17 protein-coding genes and 1 pseudogene are annotated in these 20610 nt (G+C 42.8%); 8 read left to right on the plus strand and 10 right to left on the minus strand.

Annotated elements, in window-relative coordinates; translation table 11 throughout:
- Positions 1-14: 14 nt before the first annotated feature.
- Both DV872_RS14095 and DV872_RS14100 read left to right on the plus strand, forming a co-directional pair.
- Positions 15-854, plus strand: a complete 840-nt coding sequence (locus DV872_RS14095; RefSeq protein ID WP_114630591.1) for a 1-acyl-sn-glycerol-3-phosphate acyltransferase — start codon at positions 15-17, stop codon at positions 852-854.
- Between the two features lie 40 nt (positions 855-894).
- Positions 895-1257: a VOC family protein gene (locus tag DV872_RS14100; protein ID WP_114630592.1), complete on the plus strand. Its 363-nt coding sequence runs from the start codon at positions 895-897 to the stop codon at positions 1255-1257.
- 16 nt (positions 1258-1273) lie between these two features.
- Here DV872_RS14100 and DV872_RS14105 read toward each other — a convergent pair whose 3' ends face one another.
- From DV872_RS14105 to argF, 7 genes and pseudogenes are all read right to left on the minus strand, one after another.
- Positions 1274-1789: a TetR/AcrR family transcriptional regulator gene (locus DV872_RS14105; RefSeq protein WP_233516427.1), complete on the minus strand. Its 516-nt coding sequence runs from the start codon at positions 1787-1789 to the stop codon at positions 1274-1276.
- Positions 1789-6095, minus strand: a pseudogene (locus DV872_RS14110) (acyl-CoA dehydratase activase-related protein). Before DV872_RS14110 ends, DV872_RS14105 begins: the two are co-directional and overlap by 1 nt.
- A gap of 211 nt (positions 6096-6306) precedes the next feature.
- Positions 6307-7257: a carbamate kinase gene (gene arcC / locus DV872_RS14115; RefSeq protein ID WP_114630594.1), complete on the minus strand. Its 951-nt coding sequence runs from the start codon at positions 7255-7257 to the stop codon at positions 6307-6309.
- A gap of 35 nt (positions 7258-7292) precedes the next feature.
- The gene (locus DV872_RS14120) at positions 7293-7778 is read right to left on the minus strand and encodes a hypothetical protein (RefSeq protein ID WP_114630595.1); all 486 of its coding nucleotides are present in this window, start codon (positions 7776-7778) and stop codon (positions 7293-7295) included.
- Between the two features lie 77 nt (positions 7779-7855).
- Positions 7856-9244: an APC family permease gene (locus tag DV872_RS14125; protein ID WP_114630596.1), complete on the minus strand. Its 1389-nt coding sequence runs from the start codon at positions 9242-9244 to the stop codon at positions 7856-7858.
- A gap of 59 nt (positions 9245-9303) precedes the next feature.
- Complete coding sequence (gene aguA / locus DV872_RS14130; protein WP_114630597.1) at positions 9304-10413, minus strand: agmatine deiminase; 1110 nt, start codon at positions 10411-10413, stop codon at positions 9304-9306.
- An 11-nt stretch (positions 10414-10424) separates the two neighbouring features.
- Complete coding sequence (gene argF / locus DV872_RS14135) at positions 10425-11471, minus strand: ornithine carbamoyltransferase (RefSeq protein ID WP_114630598.1); 1047 nt, start codon at positions 11469-11471, stop codon at positions 10425-10427.
- A gap of 196 nt (positions 11472-11667) precedes the next feature.
- On the opposite strand from argF, the gene DV872_RS14140 reads away from it, so the two are divergent.
- On the plus strand, positions 11668-13140 hold the full coding sequence (locus DV872_RS14140) for a sodium:solute symporter family protein (RefSeq protein ID WP_114630599.1): 1473 nt from the start codon (positions 11668-11670) through the stop codon (positions 13138-13140).
- Complete coding sequence (locus tag DV872_RS14145; RefSeq protein ID WP_114630600.1) at positions 13133-13621, plus strand: Lrp/AsnC family transcriptional regulator; 489 nt, start codon at positions 13133-13135, stop codon at positions 13619-13621. The genes DV872_RS14140 and DV872_RS14145 overlap by 8 nt, the downstream gene beginning before the upstream one ends.
- A gap of 76 nt (positions 13622-13697) precedes the next feature.
- Here DV872_RS14145 and DV872_RS14150 read toward each other — a convergent pair whose 3' ends face one another.
- Genes DV872_RS14150 through DV872_RS14160 form a run of 3 tightly spaced genes read right to left on the minus strand, consistent with a single transcriptional unit; the run spans position 13698 to position 16015 of the window.
- Positions 13698-14435 carry an amino acid ABC transporter ATP-binding protein gene (locus DV872_RS14150; RefSeq protein ID WP_114630601.1) on the minus strand — a complete coding sequence of 246 codons (738 nt, stop codon included), beginning with the start codon at positions 14433-14435 and terminating at the stop codon, positions 13698-13700.
- Positions 14425-15198 carry an amino acid ABC transporter permease gene (locus tag DV872_RS14155; RefSeq protein ID WP_114630602.1) on the minus strand — a complete coding sequence of 258 codons (774 nt, stop codon included), beginning with the start codon at positions 15196-15198 and terminating at the stop codon, positions 14425-14427. The genes DV872_RS14150 and DV872_RS14155 overlap by 11 nt, the downstream gene beginning before the upstream one ends.
- Positions 15199-15208: 10 nt before the next feature.
- On the minus strand, positions 15209-16015 hold the full coding sequence (locus DV872_RS14160; protein WP_114630603.1) for a transporter substrate-binding domain-containing protein: 807 nt from the start codon (positions 16013-16015) through the stop codon (positions 15209-15211).
- Positions 16016-16202: 187 nt separating this feature from the next.
- Between DV872_RS14160 and DV872_RS14165 the strand changes: the two genes are divergently transcribed.
- From DV872_RS14165 to garR, 4 genes are all read left to right on the plus strand, one after another.
- Positions 16203-17348: a sugar diacid recognition domain-containing protein gene (locus DV872_RS14165; RefSeq protein WP_114630604.1), complete on the plus strand. Its 1146-nt coding sequence runs from the start codon at positions 16203-16205 to the stop codon at positions 17346-17348.
- Between the two features lie 185 nt (positions 17349-17533).
- The gene (locus DV872_RS27280) at positions 17534-18544 is read left to right on the plus strand and encodes an AEC family transporter (protein WP_114630605.1); all 1011 of its coding nucleotides are present in this window, start codon (positions 17534-17536) and stop codon (positions 18542-18544) included.
- A 223-nt stretch (positions 18545-18767) separates the two neighbouring features.
- Complete coding sequence (locus tag DV872_RS14175) at positions 18768-19667, plus strand: dihydrodipicolinate synthase family protein (protein ID WP_114630606.1); 900 nt, start codon at positions 18768-18770, stop codon at positions 19665-19667.
- Between the two features lie 47 nt (positions 19668-19714).
- Entirely contained in the window at positions 19715-20605 is an 891-nt protein-coding gene (gene garR / locus DV872_RS14180; protein WP_114630607.1) for a 2-hydroxy-3-oxopropionate reductase, read from the plus strand.
- The last annotated feature ends 5 nt before the right edge of the window (positions 20606-20610 follow it).

The following is a 20610-nucleotide window of genomic DNA, read 5'->3' on the forward strand; positions in this document are numbered from 1 at the left end:
CTGGAGAATAGATAATGCCGCCGACCTATCCGGAAAGATACCCCATTAAGCTACCCTTCTACTTCTGGATTGCCGGCCCGCCCCTTCTTCTTATCCGTTTACCCCTCTTACTCCTCTTTCTCATCCTGATGGCATCAGTTCTAGTGATTCTCGGTCTTATAACGAAGACAACAGGACTGGAATTGAAAAGAAGCAGAAAGTTTCTACACCATTTTTCAGGCAGTTTCTGCACACTATTTGTCGGAGCCAGAGTGAAGAAGAATGGTACGATTCCACCGGCAGGATCTCTGATGGTTTCCGATCACCGCTCCTGGATGGATGCCTTTATCTACCTTAACGACAGAGCTGTGACATTCATCGTAACAAAGGACTCATCCAGCTGGCCAATCATAGGATTTCTGATCAGATCACTTGGGAATATCTATATTGATAGAGAATCCGTCAGGGATATTAAACCCATTATTGAAGGGGTGGAAGAGAAAATGGCACAGGGAGAATCTGTCATATTCTTCCCCGAAGCGACCACCATAGACGGTGAGACAGAGAAAAGCCTTCCCTTTAAATCTTCACTCTTTGAAGCCGCTGTGAGGCTCAAAAAACCGGTTTACTGTGCCGCATTGGAGTATGAGAGCTGCCGGGGCTGGCCCAGAGCATCCCGTATAATAGCCTGGGGAGACTGGACCCCCTTTTTAGTCCATGTATGCAGAGTTTTGATGATGCCCTGGTTTACTGCCCGGGTCCATTATCTGGAGAATACAGTCGAATCAGGGAACAGGAAAGAGATGGCCCAGAAGGCTCAGGATGAAATTTTAAAAGCATTGGCTGCAATGCCTGGCAAAAGCAATACCATATAGAATTGAATATCTGCTATTATGGTAAAAATGGAGTAATAAAATGAAATACTTATGGACAACACTCAGCGTAAAAGAGATGGAAAGATCCCTGGATTTTTATCAGAATATTCTGGGATTAACATTAAAAAGAAAGTTCAGTCCTGCTCCGGGGATGGAATTCGCTTTTTTAGCTGATGGAGAGACAGAACTCGAACTAATCTATAATGAGAAAGTAAAGGATATCAAAACTGGAGATTCCTTATCCATGGGCTTCAAAATTGAATCAACTGATAAGTTTATGGAGTTTCTGAAAGAAAAAGAAATAGATATTCACTCAGGACCTTTTCAGCCCAATCCGAATATTAGATTCTTTTTTGTTCTTGACCCCAACGGATATAAGATTCAGCTTGTTGAAGAGATGTAAAGACCGGAACTCTGTCTTAATTATCATTAACAAGATCCACAATCATCCTAATGTACTTCTCAACGTCGAGAGATGTGTCAATGCTTGATTGGAATCCCAGACCTGAGACAGCCCCCTGTAGAAGAATTGCTTTGTCATAATTGATACCAAGTATGCTCATCAACCTTCTCCTCAATTCTTTTGTGAGGAGAATCAGCTCTCTGTCCAGTTCAGGCATATGAAAAGATAAGGCTCTGAGTTCAATCATCATTCTTGAATTCAGAATCACCGTCTCTGCAAGATAACTGATCAACTCATCCCGGGACGGATGAATATGAACGGATGATGGGATAATAAGCTCGAAGTACTTTTTCAACAGCGCGATAAAGAGTCCTTCCTTGGAACCGAAGTAATGATGAACCAGGCCATGGTTCACCCCGGCCATGGATGCAATAGTTTTGACACTTGCCGCATGACTCCCTTTCTCCAGGAGGCATCTTCCCGCTGCATAAATTAATTTCTCTTTTGTTCCCATCTTTTCATCGTACACCATCATACCAGAACAGCCTCAGCCTCAGTTTCACCAGCTGCCGCAGATGCAGTTTCCAATATACCTTCCTCAGATTCAATCTTCTTGAAGGCAACAGAGAGCATCAATTTAATCCTGTTGAGCTGGTTGACCTCACTTGCCCCGGGATCGTAATCGATGGCAACAATATTGGCCTGGGGGTGCTGCTCCTTAAGAGCCTTGATCATCCCTTTTCCGGTTACCTGATTAGGAAGACAGGCAAAGGGCTGCATACAGATTACATTATCAGCCCCGCTTTCAATAAGTTCTATCATCTCGGCAGTCAGGAACCATCCTTCCCCCATCTGGGTTCCCAGAGAGACAATGGAACTGGCCTTCTCAGCCAGTTCATGGATATAGGCGGGAGCCGCAAAACGCTGGCTCTCATTAAGGCAGGTCCGCATCTTTTTCCTGTAGGACTCAATAAAGGCGATCGCCATACGGTTTATTACCATCGATTTACGGCTGCCTGAAAGGGAAGTAAAACGGAATTTCGAGTTATAGGATGTGTAGAGAAAGAAATCCAGAAGATCCGGAACAACAGCCTCGGCGCCCTCACTTTCCACAACATCAACGATCTGATTGTTTGCAGTGGGGTGAAATTTCACAAGTATTTCTCCCACAAGACCGACCCGGGGCTTCTTGAGATCAAACAGTTCAAGCCTGTCAAACTCCTGGATCATTCCTTTGATATTCCGGTTAAAAATTCTTCTGCTGCCACCCTCAAGGGAGTCCAGGCAGATCTTCACCCATTTATCGTATAGCTTATCTGCACTGCCCTGAAACATTTCATAGGGGCGTGTTTTAAGAAGTATCCTCATAAGGGTATCCCCATAGACAAGGGCCTGAATGCTGAGATTTATCATTTTATATGACAGGGAGAATCCCGGGTTTTTTTCCATTCCCAGAGCATTGAGAGATATTACAGGAATATGGGACATCCCCGCATCAGCCAGTGCTTTCCTCAGGAAGGCAATATAGTTGGTTGCCCGGCATCCGCCTCCGGTCTGACTTAATATTACTGCGACCTTATGGGGATCATAATCACCCGACTCAATGGCTTCCAGAATCTGCCCGATTGTAATTAAGGTGGGATAGCAGGCATCATTATTTACATACTTCAGGCCATAATCGATAGCATCCTTATCTACCGACGGTAGAATATGAAGATTATAATCACTGAGCCTGAAAACTTTTTCGATAAACTGAAAGTGAATGGGTGACATCTGAGGAGCCAGAATCGTATAATTCTTCTTCATCTCTTTTGTGAAAGGAACCCTCTCTGCAGGCTTATATGTTTTCTTCAATACAGAGGATTTCCTGGCCCGTTCATCCATAACTGCCTTAAGTGATCTGAGTCTTATTCGGGCTGCTCCAAGCTGATTGCCTTCATCAATTTTCAGAACAGTAAATATTTTCCCCTCTCCCTGGAGTATTTCCTGAACCTGGTCGGTGGTGACGGCATCAATACCGCAGCTGAATGAGTTTAGCTGAACCATCTCAAGGAGAGGGTCAGTAGCAACAAAATGGGCTGCTGCATACAAACGGGTATGATAGACCCACTGGTCAAATACTCTTAAGGGGCGGACAACATTTCCAAGGTGTGAAACAGAATCTTCAGAGAGAACCGCCATGCCCATTTCATTTATCAGAGTGGGGATACCATGTTGATTTCAGGATCAACATGATAGGGTCTTCCGGCAAGGACTACTGATTTGATACCATTTCGTCTGGCAAAATCGAGAGTCTCCTCCCCTTTCTTCTGAATGTCCTGTTTGACTTTATCTCTCTCCTGTACAGCAAGCTTCAAGGCTTTTGAAATCTGTTGACGTGAAAAACCACGTTCAGCAAATATTTGAGTAAGTCTCTTTGCCAGTTTATCCGTATCATTGAGACTCAAAAAAGGAGCCAGAAACTCAGGCCCCTCAGAGGAGAGGCCATCCATATTGGTCCTGATAACCTCAGGATAAGTAGCAACTATGGGACAGTTATAATGATTGGTTGCAGATGGATCCTCCTGCTTCTCATAGGGGATGGAGGGATAAAAGATCAGATCTACTTTTTTCTTTATAAGATCCGTTATATGACCATGCACCAGCTTTGCCGGATAGCATACAGATTCTGCGGGAATGGTCTCCAGACCCGAATCAAAAAGGGCTTTGCTTGAAGGTTTAGAGAAGATAACCCTGTAGCCCAGACTGTCCAGAAAGGTAAACCAGAAGGGATAATTCTCATACATATTCAGTGCCCGGGGTATCCCCACTGTGGCGACGGCATCCTCTTTCTTCCTGGGTTTATATGCAAATACTTTCTTATATTTATAGTCATAGAGATTAGGAAGCTTCTCTTCCTCGGATTTCTGAATACCAGCACCCCTCTCACAACGGTTCCCCGATGTAAAGACTCTTCCATCAGAGAAGGTACTCAGGGTCAGCTGACAGTTATTACCGCAGAAACCACATCTCTCCAGGCTTGTCTCCACCTGGAATGAGTCGACCTCTTCTGCACTGAGTATGGTTGAGATTGAGTCTTCATCACTTCTCTCTTTTGCTACAATGGCTGCCCCGAAGGCTCCCATGATTCCGGAGATATCAGGTCTGACGGCTTCCCGTCCTGAAATCAACTCAAAACTTTTCAGAACCGCTTCGTTATAGAAGGTTCCTCCCTGAACGATGATCTTCTTTCCGAGATCATCGGGATTCTTGATCTTGATAACCTTGGTAATGGCATTTTTAATAACAGAATAGGAAAGACCTGCCGAGATATCTCCTACTGAAACACCCTCTTTCTGAGCCTGTTTAACTCTGGAGTTCATAAAGACAGTACACCGGGAACCCAGATCTACAGGCTGTCCCGCCAGAAGAGCCTCTACTGCAAAATCTTTTACCGGAAATCCCATTGAAATAGCAAAGGTCTCGATAAAAGATCCACAACCTGAAGAACAGGCCTCATTAAGGAGGATTTCATCAATAACCCCATCCTTGATCTTGAGACATTTCATATCCTGGCCGCCGATATCAAGAATGAAATCTACCCCGGGGAGGAAAAAATCGGCAGCCTTGAAATGGGCTACAGTTTCTATCTCACCGATATCAAGTTTCAGTGCCGCCTGAAGGAGCTTCTCCCCGTATCCTGTAACCGTCGTCTTTGCAATCACAGCTTCAGAGGGAAGGATGGAATAGAGTTCTTTAAGGATCTTAACCGTTGATTTAAGGGGACTTCCTTCATTGCTTCCATAGGATGAGTAGAGAAGAGCCCCCTCACCGTCTATAAGAGCTGCTTTAGTAGTTGTGGAGCCCGCGTCTATTCCCAGGTAACACGACCCTGAAAAATCAGCCAGATCCCTTCTTTTTACTCTTGCCTTAGCATGGCGCTCTCTAAAGGACTTAAGGTCTTCCTCATCATTGAAAAGAGAAGGAAGTCTTTTAACTTCCACCACATTGGCTCCAAGAAGACCGGGTATCTTTTCGTGAATCGTTCTGAAGTCGATTTCTTTGCTCGATACCGATTCAAGAGCGGCTCCCAGTGCCACAAAGAACTGTGAGTTTTCAGGGAAAATAATATTCTCATCCCTCAAATCCAGAGTAATGATAAATCTCTTTCTCAATTCCGACAGAAAGGAGAGAGGACCACCCAGAAAAGCAATATTCCCTCTGATCGGTTTCCCCTGAGCAAGACCTCCGATGGTCTGATTAACTACGGCCTGAAAAATAGAGGCTGCAATATCTTCTTTGGCTCCCCCTTCGTTAAGGAGGGGCTGAATATCTGTTTTAGCAAAAACACCGCAGCGGGCGGCGATAGGATAAATGGTTGTTGCCGAACGGGCCATCTCATTCAGGCCGGCAGCATCTGTCTGTAGAAGAACAGCCATCTGATCGATAAAGGCTCCGGTTCCTCCGGCACAGATACCGTTCATTCTCTGATCTACAACTCCTGAGAAATAGGAGACCTTGGCATCTTCACCGCCAAGTTCAATGGCTACATCTGTTTCTGGAATAAAAGTCTCTATGGCCCTGGTTCCGGCAATAACTTCCTGAACAAAGGGTATCTCAAGCCATTGGGCGATTGATATTCCTGCAGAACCTGCAGCAGAGATAGTCAGATGGCTTTCGGGAAACCGCCTGAATGCTTCTTCCAGAAGTTCGGCTACACATTCCTTTACACTTGCCATATGACGCAGATAGCGGCTGTATAGAATTTCTCTATTTCTATTTATGATTATCAGTTTTACTGTGGTTGATCCAATATCCAGTCCTGCATGAAGATTCATTTCCATGAGTACACCTCTCATTGATGCTATTATCAACCGGCATTTTAGTCCAACGACTAACACGAGTCAATAGGACAACAGAAACTTACTAATTTATTAAAAAATATTAACAGAACTGTCTAAATATGAGCTCTTAATTCACTGTTTTATTACAAAAATAAATGTTTTATTACAAAAAAAGGCAGCTCCCCAATGGAACTGCCTCAATTATCTATTCCTTGTATAATCTTTTTCAGTATGCCTTGATTACAGTACCGGCCTTACCGGCAAGAGAATCTTTCAGACTTTCCACATCAGTAATGATGACCCTATTTTCAGAATCGGCCTGAACAAATTCAATGGCAGCCTGGATCTTGGGCCCCATGGAACCTGCGGGGAATTCCCCCTGACTCATATAATAACGGGCTTCTGCAAGAGTCATCTCACTGAGAACCTTCTCTTCAGGAGTTCCCCACTTTATGGCTACTGCAGGTACACCTGTAATGATAACAAGAATTTTACTTCCCACAGTCAGGGCGAGCTTCATACTGGCAAGGTCTTTATCAATTACACAGTCTACACCCTCGATTGTACCATCCTCTTCATAATACACAGGGATTCCGCCGCCGCCGCAGGTAACAACGACATAACCCTGATTGTGAAGCAGACGGACCGCATCTTTTTCAATAACATCCAGGGGATAGGGAGATGCAACATATCTTCTCCATCCACGGCCGGCATCTTCTTTGACTATCCAGTTATTTTCTTCAGCCAGTTTCTTCGCAATTTCTTCTGTATAGAAAGGTCCGATAGGCTTTGTAGGATTAGCAAGTGAAGGATCTTTTTTATCAACAACCATCTGAACGGGAACCGTTACTACATTTTTCCAGATCCCTTTTCTGATCATCAGATTCTGGATATTCTGCTCAAGCATGTATCCCATGGAACCCGCAGTCATTGCATCTGCAACACCCAGGGGAGTTTCGGGTACAGAATCCCGGCTCTTATCTACCATAAGCATGAGGGCACCGACCTGAGGACCGTTTCCGTGGGTAATAACAAAATCATATCCCTCGGCAATCATATCCACCACTGGTTCCATGCTCTTATATGTATTGTCCCACTGGGAGTAGAAATCTCCAGTGTCACCTTTTTTAATAATTGCATTCCCGCCAAGTGCGAGAACAATTTTTTTATTGTCCATTTTGAGTTTCCTTATTTAATAAAGACCAAGGGGCCTTACCATGCATAGCTGATTTGAATATAAATGCTGTAGATGAGGGTTACTGATAAAACCACAAATGCAACAGCAGTCTTAATGTCGTATCTGGTGATTTCTGTATTTGTTTTTCTTATTACAAACTTATCTCTAATAGTTGCCAGCCACATATCTCTTGAGAAATGGAGAACTAAAACGGCAATAATACAAGTTCTGATCAACTGTATCTCACGGGTTGTCAGTGTTCCAAAAACATTGGGTGCAAACAGAAATGTAATTGCTATTAATGCGAGATATAAAAAACCAATAACAATTGACAGTCTGCCATTGTGTTTTCTGAATTTTACATAGTCAACTTCGTCATCTTCCTGTGCTTTCAGAATGAAGCGAGTTCTTTTATTACTCAGACCATCATTCTTATTCTTCAGGAGACAACCTCCCTTATACAAATATCCCAAAGTAAATACTGCCAGGACTGCCAGGTAGAGGATTATTACTAAACTCATAAGTCTCCTGCTTTCTTGTTTACTGCCTGAATCAATTCTGATCCAGGCAGCGATTTTTTGTTCTAAAAATTTACTGACTATGCAGTAGCCGATTTATCTTTACTGAACTTATGCAGAATAAAGGGAATAATCGCCGTAATGATCGTTCCCGGAATAACTATTGAGTAGTACAGAGGAGACTGATCGACAAAGAGCATGACAATAGCGAGGGCAATAAATACAAAGTTTAAGATGGAGGCTATCCACATACCCACATTACCTCCGGGAATCACAAAGCTTCTGCCTTCTACACCATCCCGTTTTCTCAGCTTGATAATGGCTGGAGAAAGATAGATATAGGGGAAAATAAATATAACCATACTGAGGGCCAGTACCGTCCAGAAAGCCTCTCCGTTAATGGCATCCAGAATAAAGAATCCGATTACCAGGAATACGGAAGAGATGATTCCAAGCAGAATGTATGACTTGGAAAGAGTTCCATATTTGGGATGACGTTCGTTAAACACTTTGAAGTCCTGTGCGAAAGTTACATCTTCAAGGATTTCAGAAGCACCGATAATCCAGGCAATCATATTGGACATTAGAGTAAAAAGAACTCCAATCATCAGTACTGTATAAACCCAGACAGGGAGACCGACATTTTCAACAAGAATATACAATCCGTTGGGGAGAGCATCTGTAATAAATCCGACATCCGCGAGATCAGCTTCTGTTGCAGCAGCAAGTACTCCATAGGTACCGAAAATATAGAGGGCACCAATGATGATAGAACCGACAATAATGGCCTTGGGAAGAGCCTTGGCTCCTCCTCTTACCTTATCGGTAATGGCGGCAATCAGTTCCAGTCCCAGCAGGTTGAATACAATGGCAGTAACAAAGCCGATACTTGTAATATTAGCAAGAGTTGGGAAGAATGAGCCTACAGAGAGACCGGTTCCTTCAATTCCGTTCTGAGCCACATAAACGATACCCAGAGTACCGAAGATAAGGAGAACACCGACTTTAATGATTGTACCAAGGGTACTCAGAAAGACACCCAGGTCGATTCCTCTTCTCACGGTAAAGATCAAAGCCCAGTTTGCAACAAAGGCAACAACAAACATGACAGTATTATTCCAGTAACCTGTATCAAAGAGGTTAAAAGCGTAGGCTATCCAGATTGTAAATACTATAAAAACAGCAGGCAGCCACATGGCTACATTGACCCAGTAGAACCATCCGGCAATGGTGGCATGCAGTTTACCCATGGATTCTTTTACCCAGGATACAAAACCGTCAGGGTAGGCAGCACCCAGTTCCGCATTGATAAATCCATTGGGAATCATAAAAAATATTGTGACTATCAGCCAGAGTCCAATGGCCGAAAGTCCCATCTCTGCAGGAGCGGCAAATGTATCAAGCACGATGATACCGCTGATCAGGTATGCAATGACTTGAAATAAATTCATCTTCTTATTCTCTTCCAAAATATTTCTCCTTATAAAAATACCTGAATCAGGCAGCTTGCCGCCTGATTCAGATGAAATTACTTAGCAAGCCTTTTAGGCTGCTGCTGAGTGATACAGTGAACATTTCCACCACCCAGAACAATCTCTCGTCCGGGAACAGTTACTATTTTGTGATCGGGCAGAGCCTTCTGAATGACCGCTTTGGCTTTCTCATCTTCTGCTCTGCCAAATACAGGCAGGATTACTCCGCCGTTGACAATCAGGAAATTTGCATATGAAGCAGCCTGACGGTCTCCCTCTTCTCTGGGAAGAGTTCCATCTACTGAATCAACACCTTCAGATTCCTCTTTAGTAACAATTATAAAAGGAGAGGGGGTATAAAGCTTATGAATAGTGAACTTACGTCCTTTGGCATCGGTTTCATTTGACAGAAGGTCAAATGCTTTTTTGCTCATAGCATACTGAGGGTCATTCTCATCATCAGTCCATGCCAGGCATATTGTTGCAGGTGCCACTACATGAATGATGTTATCAACATGTTCATTGGTTTCATCGAGATAAATACCCTCTTCCAGCCAGATAACCTTTTCAACATTCAGGTAGTCTTTTAAGTTCTGTGTAATTTCTTCTTTGGTCATGTGAGGATTTCTGCCTTCACTGAGCAGACAGGCCTCGGTAACAAAACATGTACCTTCACCATCCACATGGATAGAACCGCCTTCCAGTACGAAACCTTCTGTACGGTAGGAATCAACACCCTCCATTTCACAGACCTTACGGGCTACCTGATCATCTTTGTCCCAGGGGAAATAGAGACCGTCAACCAGTCCACCCCAGGCATTGAATTCCCAGTCAACTCCCCGCAGATCACCACTGTCATTAACAACAAATGTGGGACCGCAGTCTCTGATCCATGAATCATCATTGCTCATCTCGACAACTTTAACGGCTTCAGGCAGCATTTCCAGAGCGTTCTGGTACTGCCCTGCACTTACACCTACAACTACAGGTTCAAACTGGGAAATAGCCTTTGCCACTTCAACAAATGCTTTCTGTGCAGGTTTTGCCCCGTTTCTCCAGTTATCAGTTCTTTCGGGCCAGAGCATCCATGTTTTATCATGGGGCTCAAACTCTGCGGGCATTCTATAACCATCTTTTTTCGGTGTTGAATCTATTCTCTTTGACATCTCATTTATCCTTATAGAGTTTTAAGAAAACTATTGATTTTATCTTCGTGCTTTTTCACAGTTGCCGCATCGGGTTCTTTTACATATTTACGTGTGAAGTAAACCAGAATAGCCATCTGTGCGGTCAGTCTGTTCTCAGCTTCATCAAAGGCAACTGAATATTCGCCTTCAAGAGCTTCCCTTGTAACTTCTTCCTTGTCATTGGCAGGAAGACAGTGAAGGAGCATTGCACCTGGTTTTGCTTTAGACATCAATTCTTCGGTGATGACATAATCGGGCATAAATGCGGCCAGTCTTTCATCTTTTTCATCGTACTGTGTTGTCCAGTAAAAGCTGTCACCATAGATGATATCGCATTCGGAGACTTTGGATGTATCTGATGTGATTTCATAAGAACCGCCGCTGATAGCACAGTTTTTATCTGCCTGATCGAGCCATTCCTGCTCCATCTGATATTTTACCGGACCGATCTGTTTGAATTTCATCCCGTATTTTGTACATGTAAGGAGTAGAGAACGGCATACGTCAGTTGCATCACCCATAAAGGCCAGTGTCAGGTCTGAGAGTGTTTTTCCTGTGGGCATATGTTCTTTGATTGTGTAGAAGTCCGCCAGCATCTGTGTGGGATGATATCTTGTATCAAGACCGTTGATTACGGGTACAGTGGACATTTTTGCCAGTGCATCGATTGTTTCGGGTTCATTGGTTCTGGCCATGACCATATCGCACATTCTTGACAGAACTCTGGCTGTATCGTCAATGGACTCTTTTCCACCGAGGTGAATATCTTTAGGGGAGAGAAACAGTGCATGTCCTCCCAGAATAGTAGCCGCTGTTTCAAATGAAACTCTTGTTCTTGTTGAACCTGCTTCAAAAATCATAGCAACTGATTTGCCTTTAAAAAGCTGAGGAACAGCATTGTCATGTCTGGCCTGTTTCAGCATATCCATGAGTTCCATCATGTCATCCATTTCTTTCTTGGAAAAATCCTGCATGGAGATCATATGGGTAAGGTCTTTTTTATTAAGATCAGTAGCACTTGAGCTAGGTAATTTCATAAATATCAATCCTCCCGAATTAAATAAAACTTTATTGATTCGAACGAAGTGTACGCCCGGAACGACTATTACGTCAAGCAAAATGTTTATTAATACACTAATTATTCCGTTTCGGAACTTTAAAGTGCATAAAAGCTGGACAAATCGCCTTTTTATGTTAATATGCTAATATATTGAATAAAAAAAGGACCAATTGATGAACTGGTATCTCTTTGGAATAGGATTCTATATATTGCTTCTTGTGGCTGTCAGTATCTACGCGTCAAAAAAGGTAAAAACCGGAGAGGATTTTGCTGTAGCCGGACGATCCCTCCCCTACTGGCTCCTCTCTTTCACCTTTGCCGGATTATGGTTCGGAGGCGGAACAGTCATCGGAACAACAGGTGTGGCTTTCGAATACGGATTCTGGAGTACCGATGCAGCCTGGGGTGTTATTCCTGATCCATACGGTGCGGGTCTTTGTCTTATTCTGGCAGGACTTTTCTATTTTAACACTCTAAGAAAACTAAAAGGAGTTACCCTGGCGGATTTCTTCGAAGCAAGATTCGGAAAAAAAGCAGGGCTTTTATCAACTCTTGTTATGATTTTCGGCTGGGTCTTTTTTGTAGCCGCTCAGATCGTTGTATTCGGGAAGGTCTTTAATTCTATTCTGGGCTGGTCATATAACCTTTCAATCTGGCTTGGAGTAATCCTTGTAGTCCTCTACACAATTGCAGGGGGCCTCTGGTCTGTTGCCCTGACTGATATGGTACAGATGATTATTGTTCTGGCAGGGATAATAATTGCCGTTCCTGTCGGCCTTAATGCAGTGGGAGGATTTTCAGAAATAAAAGCAAATCTTCCCGGAGAGATGATCTCCTTTATTCCCTCATTTAATCCGGACTTCAGCACCATGGGACGATGGCTCCCGTGGATTGCCGGTTGGATGACAATCGGTCTGGGATCTATAGCCAGCCCGGATATCAACCAGGTTGCTCAGGCAGGAGCCACTGACAGGGATGTAAAATGGGCCAGTATCACAGCAGGGTTTATATACTGGTTCTTCGGTTCTCTGGTAGTACTTTTAGGATTAATAGGAGCAGCTCTGGTAGCGAAAGGAACCCTTACTCTTGAAATGCTGGGAGGTGACAGTGAACTGATTATGCCTGTGATGATTCAACAACTCTTTCCCCTCCCCCTGGCAGTCATTTTTGTATCGGCAATCCTGGCTGCGGTTATGTCCAGTGCCGACGGAGCACTCCTTGCTCTATCGACTCTCTTTACCCGGAATATTCTTCCTTTTTTCCAGAAAAAAACAGTAGATCCTAAGAAAGAACTTTTATACAGCCGGCTTGTAGTTGTTATTTTTGCTGTTGTTACTACAATTATAGGAATATCCTATCCCCATGCCTATCTTTTGATGAACTTCGGATTTGACAGTCTGCTGGCGGGATTATTCGTTCCCCTTACACTGGCAATATATTGGAAAAGAACTACTGAAAAAGGGTTTTTTGCAGGAGTCATTTCCGGTATATTGGTACGGGTCATTTTATGTGGTTTTCTGGAGGGCTGGTCTATGGAAACAGTCATGTATCCGGAAAAATGGTATCTATATACCATGATCGCGCCCCTAGTGAACCTTGTGTTCACAGTATCAGTTTCGCTTATGGAGAAAAAAGTAAATGAATAACAGTTCAATTCCACTGCCTTTTGATCAGCTGGATTATGAAATAATAACTCTTCTTAATGAAGATGCCCGTATGTCTGCTGCAGATATGGAGAAGAGATCAGGTGCCAATCAGAGAAATATCCGCAAGAGACTGAACAGACTTCTGGAACTGGGAGCGGTCCGGCTTAAAGGAATCGTAGAACCGAAGGTTTTCGGGTACGGAATTTCGGTGGATATATTCCTGGCCTGTGAAGACGGATATGAAGACGAAATCCTGAAAGAACTGACTGAAATGGATCCAATATGTTACCTGGCAGTGGGTCAGTCATCTAATGAACTCTCTATAGAGGGCCGCTTTCAGGACTTTGAATCTATGGATCACTTTCTTAAAAAAGAACTGGGAGCCATTGAGGGGCTGAGCATAAAAGGCTTTGCCATGGTACCCAGAATAGTAAAGAACATAGACAGCTGGCTTCCGCCCCATGAAATCTTTAAAGACTGAGAAGAGAGGTTCAGCCTCCAGTTTCACCGATTATCATCACATTCTTTTGTACCTGCCATAAGTTCACCTTTCCAGATCAGTTATATTTCAGTACTTTATTAAAAAAGCGGCTCACCCTCTCATCAGCATTCTGATCAAAGAGTTCGGCAGGTGTCCCCTGCCCGATCAATCCGCCGTCACCCACAAAAAGAAGATAATCTGCCGCCTGCCTTGCAAATCCCATTTCATGGGTAACAAGAATAAGACGCATACCCTCAGCCCGGAGTTCTCCGATCAGGTCCAGGACCTCGGATGTATACTCGGGATCAAGTGCAGAAGTCGGTTCATCCAGCAGAAGGAATTCCGGTCTGATGGCTACAGCCCTGCAGATAGCAATCCGCTGTTTCTGCCCGCCCGAAAGCTGAGCAGGTTTCTTGAAAGCCTGATCTGCCAGCTGAAAACGTTCAAGAAGAATAAGAGCTTCTTCCTGAGCCGTTCTCTCCTCATAGCCATGAACCTTGACCAGAGGAAGTGTAATATTCTCAAGGGCGGTTAGATGTGGAAACAGATTATAGGCCTGAAAAACCATACCGATCTTCTTCCTGTACTCCCGCAGGCTGTCTTCACTGCCGAACTCAATAGGACGATCATTGACGAGGATGTTTCCACCGTCAGGTTTCTCAAGTCCTGCAATCAGGCGGAGTAGAGTTGTCTTCCCTCCTCCTGAAGGACCGATAAATACCAGAGAGTGAATATCTTCCAGAGAGAGGGAGACTCCGTCCAGAACCTTCAGATCTCCATAGTGTTTATATAGATTATCAAGCTCAAGTTTCATAGCTGAATTTCCTTTCCAGAATACGGGTCAGACGGGAGATCGGCAGAGTAAGAAGCAGGTAACCTATGGCCAACGGAATATAGGCTTCCATGGTTGAGAATGTATTGGCATTCATCTCCCTGGCTGCCATTGTGAACTCTTTTAATGCAATAACAGATAAGAGAGACGAGTCTTTTATCAGAGATGCCAGCTGTCCTGCCAGAGAGGGCAGAATCCGGGTAATTACCTGAGGGAAAATCACAAAGCGGTATGTCTGATAGGATGAAAATCCCAAAGACCTGGCTGTTTCCCTCTGACTCTCTCCGATACTCTGAACACCGCCGCGGATAATTTCTGCAATATATGCCCCCGAGAAAAGAGCCATAATCAAAACTCCCACAACAAAGCGGTTATGAATCCCCGCAGCATTGGCAATGACATAAAAGAAGATCAGAATTTGCACCAGCAGGGGGGTTCCTCTCACCAGTTCAATATAAAAGAGGGAGAGATAACGGAAGGGAAGCAGACGGCTACCCTGTCCAAGACCGAAGAGGATTCCAAGTACCAGACTGAGTACAAGGGCAAAGAGAGAGATGAGAACTGTCATCCCATATCCTCTTAAGAAGTTTATCCGGTAGTCATATATGGTATCCCAGGCAAAACGGTAACCCAGCCGGCTGAAGCCGAACCAGAAAACTCCTGCCAGGAGAAGGGCGATCAGGAGCCAGCTGAAGAAATGAGCAAAGCGGTTATCCTCACCCTCCCGTTCAGTAAGAAAGTTCATTATAATACCTCTATTTCATCAGGTCAAAAAAGGAAGACACACCAGCATCATCAAATACCTGCTTCATCTCAGTCAGGTATTTTTTCTCTAGATTCTCAAAACCGCCTTTATTGCGGTATTCAAGGATAAAAGCATCAATTTCGGGCTTCAGACTGCTGCCTTTTTTCATGGCGACTCCCCAGCCACCGCTTGTTCCAGGAATATTTTCCAGATTAACAACTGTTGTTTCTGGAAATTTTTTCTGCAGTTCAAAGGTTGTCAGAGCATCATAGATAAAGGCATCCACCTTACCCTGGGAAACTTCCAGAGCACAGGCTGCAACTTCATCAAAGATCCTGATATTTTCCTGAGGAACGTTTTCCTGAGCCCAGAGGGCTCCGATATTTCCTGATTTTACGGCTATAACAATACCCTCCTTAGCAAGGTCACTATATCCGGATACTTTTGAATCCTTATTGATAAGCAGAGTCAGTCCGGAGGCAGCATAGGGAATGGAAAAATCCACAACTTTTGCTCTTTCCTCTGTAACACTCATGGAAGAGATAATAAGATCGGCCTTTCCAGACTGTATTGAGGGGATCAGACCGGTCCAGGATGTGTTTTCAATTTTTACCGGACGATCCAGGTACTCACCGAGAGCGTAGGCCATCTCAACACTGATTCCAGTGGGAGTGCCATCAGCATCTGCCATTTCAAAGGGTGGGAACTGAAGTTCCATGGCTACAACCAGTGATTTATCTTCCTCTTTGGAACAGGATGAAACAAGTACGGCTGATAATACAAGTAAAAGCATGAGAGCAATTCTTATCTTTTTCATATCTAATTATCCTTAGTATTCTTTAACTATTCAATTAACAGCTATCATAATATAAAATGCAACAAGACATTCATTCTATATGTCAATAAATACAGAACAATGTTTAGATCAAACTTTCAGCCCTCTCAATGTTTGACACTCATAAGGCTACGTGATACTTTCTAGAAAATTGACCTAAGGGGTATTAATGGCCATCCTCACTCCTGAATTCGCTCAACAATTTATTCAAAAGACACTAAAAAATCTCCCCTACAACGTAAATATTATGAATCATGAAGGGATTATTATTGCCAGTAAAGATAACTCCCGGGTTGGGGACTTTCATGAAGTGGCACATGGTCTATTATCTGGAAAAATGGATTCTGGAGTTGTGACAAATAAAGACCGTTTTATCGGAACAAAACCCGGTATAAATATGTTTATAGATTTCAAAGAAAAGCATATCGGTGTTATTTGTGTATCAGGAGATCCGGAAAATGTTAAAAGCTTTGCCGGTTTTGTCAAAACATCAATGGAAACAATGCTTGCCTATGAAATCCAGATGTCAAAAAATCAGAGGGCTATGGGGAGCGCTGAGAAATTTTTACATTATGTCCTTTTTGAAGAGGATTACAATTTTGAAGAAGCAACCCGTCTTTATGATAGATATGGAATAGAGTGCTCCAAATTGATCACCATGATTATCATGCGCTGTTCCCTCAGAATTGATAGAGACATGGTGATAAGGGCCTTGGCTTCAGGAAATGAGACTCACCATAAAAGCATTTTTATCAAGGGCAGAAACGATGATATTATCATTATGAGAAATCTGGATAATAATGTAAACGAAGGTATCAGGGATTATAAAGAGCAGGTTTTCAGTTATATCTGGGATCTGGAAGAGAAGATTCCTGTTGAACTGGGTGAAAATGATCTCAAGTACTATGTAGGGAGTCTGCAGACCAGAATTGATATGTACAGGACATCCTATATTCATGCACAGCAGATTGCCCTTTATCCCCGTCTCTCCCTGAATAACAAAGTAGTATTTTTTCTTGACCACATCCAGGATTACATACGGAATTCAGTAACAATGAAACTGTACAATGATATTTTTTCAGCTTTCCATTCCCTTTTTCAAGGAGATGAAAAGATTGTGATGATAGAAACTATTAAGGCTCTGGATGCAAATAATTATAATCTGGTTAATACCAGCAAGGATCTTCATGTACATCGCAATACAATAACATTCAGACTCAATAAGCTAAAAAGTACTCTGAATATTGATCCCCTAGTAATTGGATCAGATAGGGAACTCTTGAATGAACTGTCACATTATCTTGATAAGTATTGATATTGAATCATCAGGATTCTTTAATGATGTACATTTTTATAGAAAGTAGCCGCTATTCTGTTATTCCCATACAATAAAACCAGATAATTTTATGTTTATTGAACATTGTAATCACTTCTCAACAGGGTAAAGATATATAGAAATAGTTTCTATTTCTCATCTTTGTCCATTAAGGGAAGTGCATAATGTCTCATTTTTTTCTACCAGTACTCTATTCTCTACTTCAAATTCTCATTCTTGCCGGAATTGGATTTATCCTGAGAAAATTTGCGAAATGGGATAAAAATGTATTTGCATCCATAAGTAAACTCCTTATAAATATTACATTGCCGGCAATGTTTTTAACCCGCATGTCATCCATTGATAGAGCTGATCTTGCCTCAGGTGCACTATTTCCTTTATACGCATTACTCATTATCGGGATTTCATTCCTGTTAAGCTTACTGCTTGCACGCATATTCAGAATTCCTAAAAAATCTAGAAAGGTTTATATGGCTCTCTGTACTTTCAGCAATGCAGGTTATATTCCTTTAGCACTATTCGACATATTCAATGCAAATATGAGTGGATTTGGAGAGTTCTTCAATATCCCTCAACCCTCCCTTTATATCGGATCATTCATTTTAATATACAGTCCTTTATTGTGGAGTATAGGGAATTATCTGGTAACAGGAGCGACAGGTAGAATTCGTATTAAACAGTTTATAACTCCTCCAGTAATTGGAATTTTATGCGGAGTTCTGCTCAGTCTGTCGGGATCCGGACCGTTGATAGCTGATTATACCCTCCCTTTCCACTACATCCATGGAGGGTTGAAGACTCTGGGCTCAATAACTTCACCATTGATACTGATTGTTCTGGGAGCAATGGTTGGCGAATTAGAATTAAAGAGATCATTGTCTGGGGCAGATATAAGATTTGCTTTCACCCCTATGCTGATCCGTTACGGTATTTTACCAGCAGCATTTCTTCTTCTACTAAAATATCTACCGGCTGTCCAAGCTTTAGCTCCTTCTGTTTTACTTGTATTATTTATTGAGACAACAATCCCTGTTGCGGCAAATTTTTCGGTGATGACTAAAAAAGCCGGGAAAAATGAAGAGGCAACGGCATTGGCTCTTCTGGTATCCTATGGTTCTTATCTATTTATTCTGCCTGTTTATATGATGCTATTTTTTAAGTTGATCCATTTTTAGCAGCAATCGGCTCTACTTATATGCCAAACACTTTAAATGCCGGAGCTTTGTGCAGACTGCACAAAAATCTTCATTTTTTTAATACCTTCCAAACATTTCGACATGCCCGGATAAATGATTAAATGATTATAGCTTGCTGATAGAATCTTAAAGGGCCGGGATATCCCCTGGAATCTTATGTTTCTATTCAGTTAATAAAATATAGAACAGGAGAACGATTAAATTGAAATACAATTTAACATTTAACGGTATAGTTCCTCCCATCGTAACCCCTGTGGATAGTCACGAAAACGTAGATACTGAAGGATTGAAGCAGGTTATTCAGTATGTGATGGATGGCGGTGTTCACGGAATCTTTGTAAATGGCAGCAACGGAGAGTTTTACGGTCTTGATTTTGAGAATCAGAAAAAAGCTGTTCAAGTCACTGTTGAAGAAGTAAACCGTAAGATTCCTGTATATGCCGGTGCCTCAGCAATTACGACACGTGAGTGTATTAAATTAGCCAAGATGGCGGAATCCGCAGGCGCAGATGCTCTGACGGTTCTGACACCAATGTTTATACAACCCACCGATCAGGAATTATTTGACCATTTTGCAGCTATCGCTAAAAGTTGTGAACTTCCCATTATTCTTTACAACAATCCGGGAAAGACAAATAACATCATCAGCCCCAAGCTGCTGGAAAGACTTATTGATATTGAAAATATCTGTGGTGTAAAAAACACATCCATGGATTTCAGTATGACCATGAAATATATCGAAGCTACAGCGGAAAGAAATGATTTTGCAGTATTTGGCGGAATTGATTACTACATTTATGCGACTCTCTGCCATGGTGGTGCCGGCAGTGTTGCTGGAACTGCCAATGTAGCTCCCCGCCTGGTTGTGGAGATATATGACTGTTATTCAAAGGGAGATCATCTGGGAGCCTTAAATGCCCAGAAAGCCCTAATGCCGCTAAGAGATGCTTATGGGCTTGGAACATTTCCTGTAATGATGAAAGTAATGTTGAATATTCTCGGTGTAAATGCCGGCAACCCGATCAGACCAGTTTCATATGTTGATGATGAGACAATCAAGAAAGCAGAAGGGATTCTTAAACAGATTGAACTTCTGAACTAAAAAAATGTCAAAACAGAGAAAATTATATTCTATAGGAAGGTAAAACTATGAAATTAGGATTTATAGGACTTGGAATCATGGGAAAACCCATGGCCAAAAATCTGCTGAAAGCAGGCCACGAGCTGGTTGTGCTTGATATGAACAAAGCAGCAGTTGATGAACTTATCAGCGCCGGAGCAGAGTCTGCATCTACACCTGCAGAAGTTGGTTCCAGAACGGATGTGATCATTACAATGCTTCCCAATTCACCCCATGTTAAAACAGTAGTACTGGGAGAAAATGGACTGATAGACTCTGCTGCAAAAGGTAAAGTCCTGATTGATATGAGTTCCATTGCACCCCTTGCCAGCCAGGAAGTGGCTGAAGCTCTTGGCAAGAAGGGAATGGAAATGCTGGATGCCCCCGTTTCAGGTGGAGAACCAAAAGCCGTTGATGGGACAGTTGCAGTAATGGTCGGTGGTAAAAAAGAAGTTTTTGATGCGAACAAAGAGATCATTGAACCAATGGCCGGATCTGTCGTATATGTTGGTAAAATCGGTGCCGGAAACACAACAAAACTCTGTAATCAGATTGTCGTAGCACTAAATATCGCAGCTGTATCAGAAGCTCTGGTTCTGGCTAAGAAAGCCGGTGTCAGCCCCGATCTTGTATTTCAGGCAATCCGCGGTGGATTAGCAGGAAGTACTGTAATGGATGCAAAAGCCCCCATGATGATGGACCGAACTTTCGATCCCGGATTCCGGATTGATTTACATATCAAAGACCTTGCAAATGCTCTGGATACATCAAGATCAGTAGGAGTCCCTCTCCCTCTGGCAGCCCAGGCAATGGAAATCATGCAGGCTATCAAGCAGGATGGATGCGGCGTGGAAGACCATTCAAGCATGGTTAAATTCTACGAAAAATTGGCAAATGTTCAAGTGACAAGGGAAGCGTAAGCTTA

This window comes from Oceanispirochaeta sp. M1, from assembly GCF_003346715.1.
Classification (GTDB): domain Bacteria; phylum Spirochaetota; class Spirochaetia; order DSM-2461; family DSM-2461; genus Oceanispirochaeta.

Excerpts from the sequence above, each read along its gene's own strand:
- DV872_RS14095 (WP_114630591.1), top strand. The coding sequence starts at position 15 with ATGCCGCCGACCTATCCGGAAAGATACCCCATTAAGCTACCCTTCTAC.
- DV872_RS14100 (WP_114630592.1), top strand. The coding sequence starts at position 895 with ATGAAATACTTATGGACAACACTCAGCGTAAAAGAGATGGAAAGATCC.
- DV872_RS14105 (WP_233516427.1), bottom strand. The coding sequence starts at position 1,789 with ATGGTGTACGATGAAAAGATGGGAACAAAAGAGAAATTAATTTATGCA.
- arcC (WP_114630594.1), bottom strand. The coding sequence starts at position 7,257 with ATGGACAATAAAAAAATTGTTCTCGCACTTGGCGGGAATGCAATTATT.
- DV872_RS14120 (WP_114630595.1), bottom strand. The coding sequence starts at position 7,778 with ATGAGTTTAGTAATAATCCTCTACCTGGCAGTCCTGGCAGTATTTACT.
- aguA (WP_114630597.1), bottom strand. The coding sequence starts at position 10,413 with ATGTCAAAGAGAATAGATTCAACACCGAAAAAAGATGGTTATAGAATG.
- argF (WP_114630598.1), bottom strand. The coding sequence starts at position 11,471 with ATGAAATTACCTAGCTCAAGTGCTACTGATCTTAATAAAAAAGACCTT.
- DV872_RS14140 (WP_114630599.1), top strand. The coding sequence starts at position 11,668 with ATGAACTGGTATCTCTTTGGAATAGGATTCTATATATTGCTTCTTGTG.
- DV872_RS14145 (WP_114630600.1), top strand. The coding sequence starts at position 13,133 with ATGAATAACAGTTCAATTCCACTGCCTTTTGATCAGCTGGATTATGAA.
- DV872_RS14150 (WP_114630601.1), bottom strand. The coding sequence starts at position 14,435 with ATGAAACTTGAGCTTGATAATCTATATAAACACTATGGAGATCTGAAG.
- DV872_RS14155 (WP_114630602.1), bottom strand. The coding sequence starts at position 15,198 with ATGAACTTTCTTACTGAACGGGAGGGTGAGGATAACCGCTTTGCTCAT.
- DV872_RS14160 (WP_114630603.1), bottom strand. The coding sequence starts at position 16,015 with ATGAAAAAGATAAGAATTGCTCTCATGCTTTTACTTGTATTATCAGCC.
- DV872_RS14165 (WP_114630604.1), top strand. The coding sequence starts at position 16,203 with ATGGCCATCCTCACTCCTGAATTCGCTCAACAATTTATTCAAAAGACA.
- DV872_RS27280 (WP_114630605.1), top strand. The coding sequence starts at position 17,534 with ATGTCTCATTTTTTTCTACCAGTACTCTATTCTCTACTTCAAATTCTC.
- garR (WP_114630607.1), top strand. The coding sequence starts at position 19,715 with ATGAAATTAGGATTTATAGGACTTGGAATCATGGGAAAACCCATGGCC.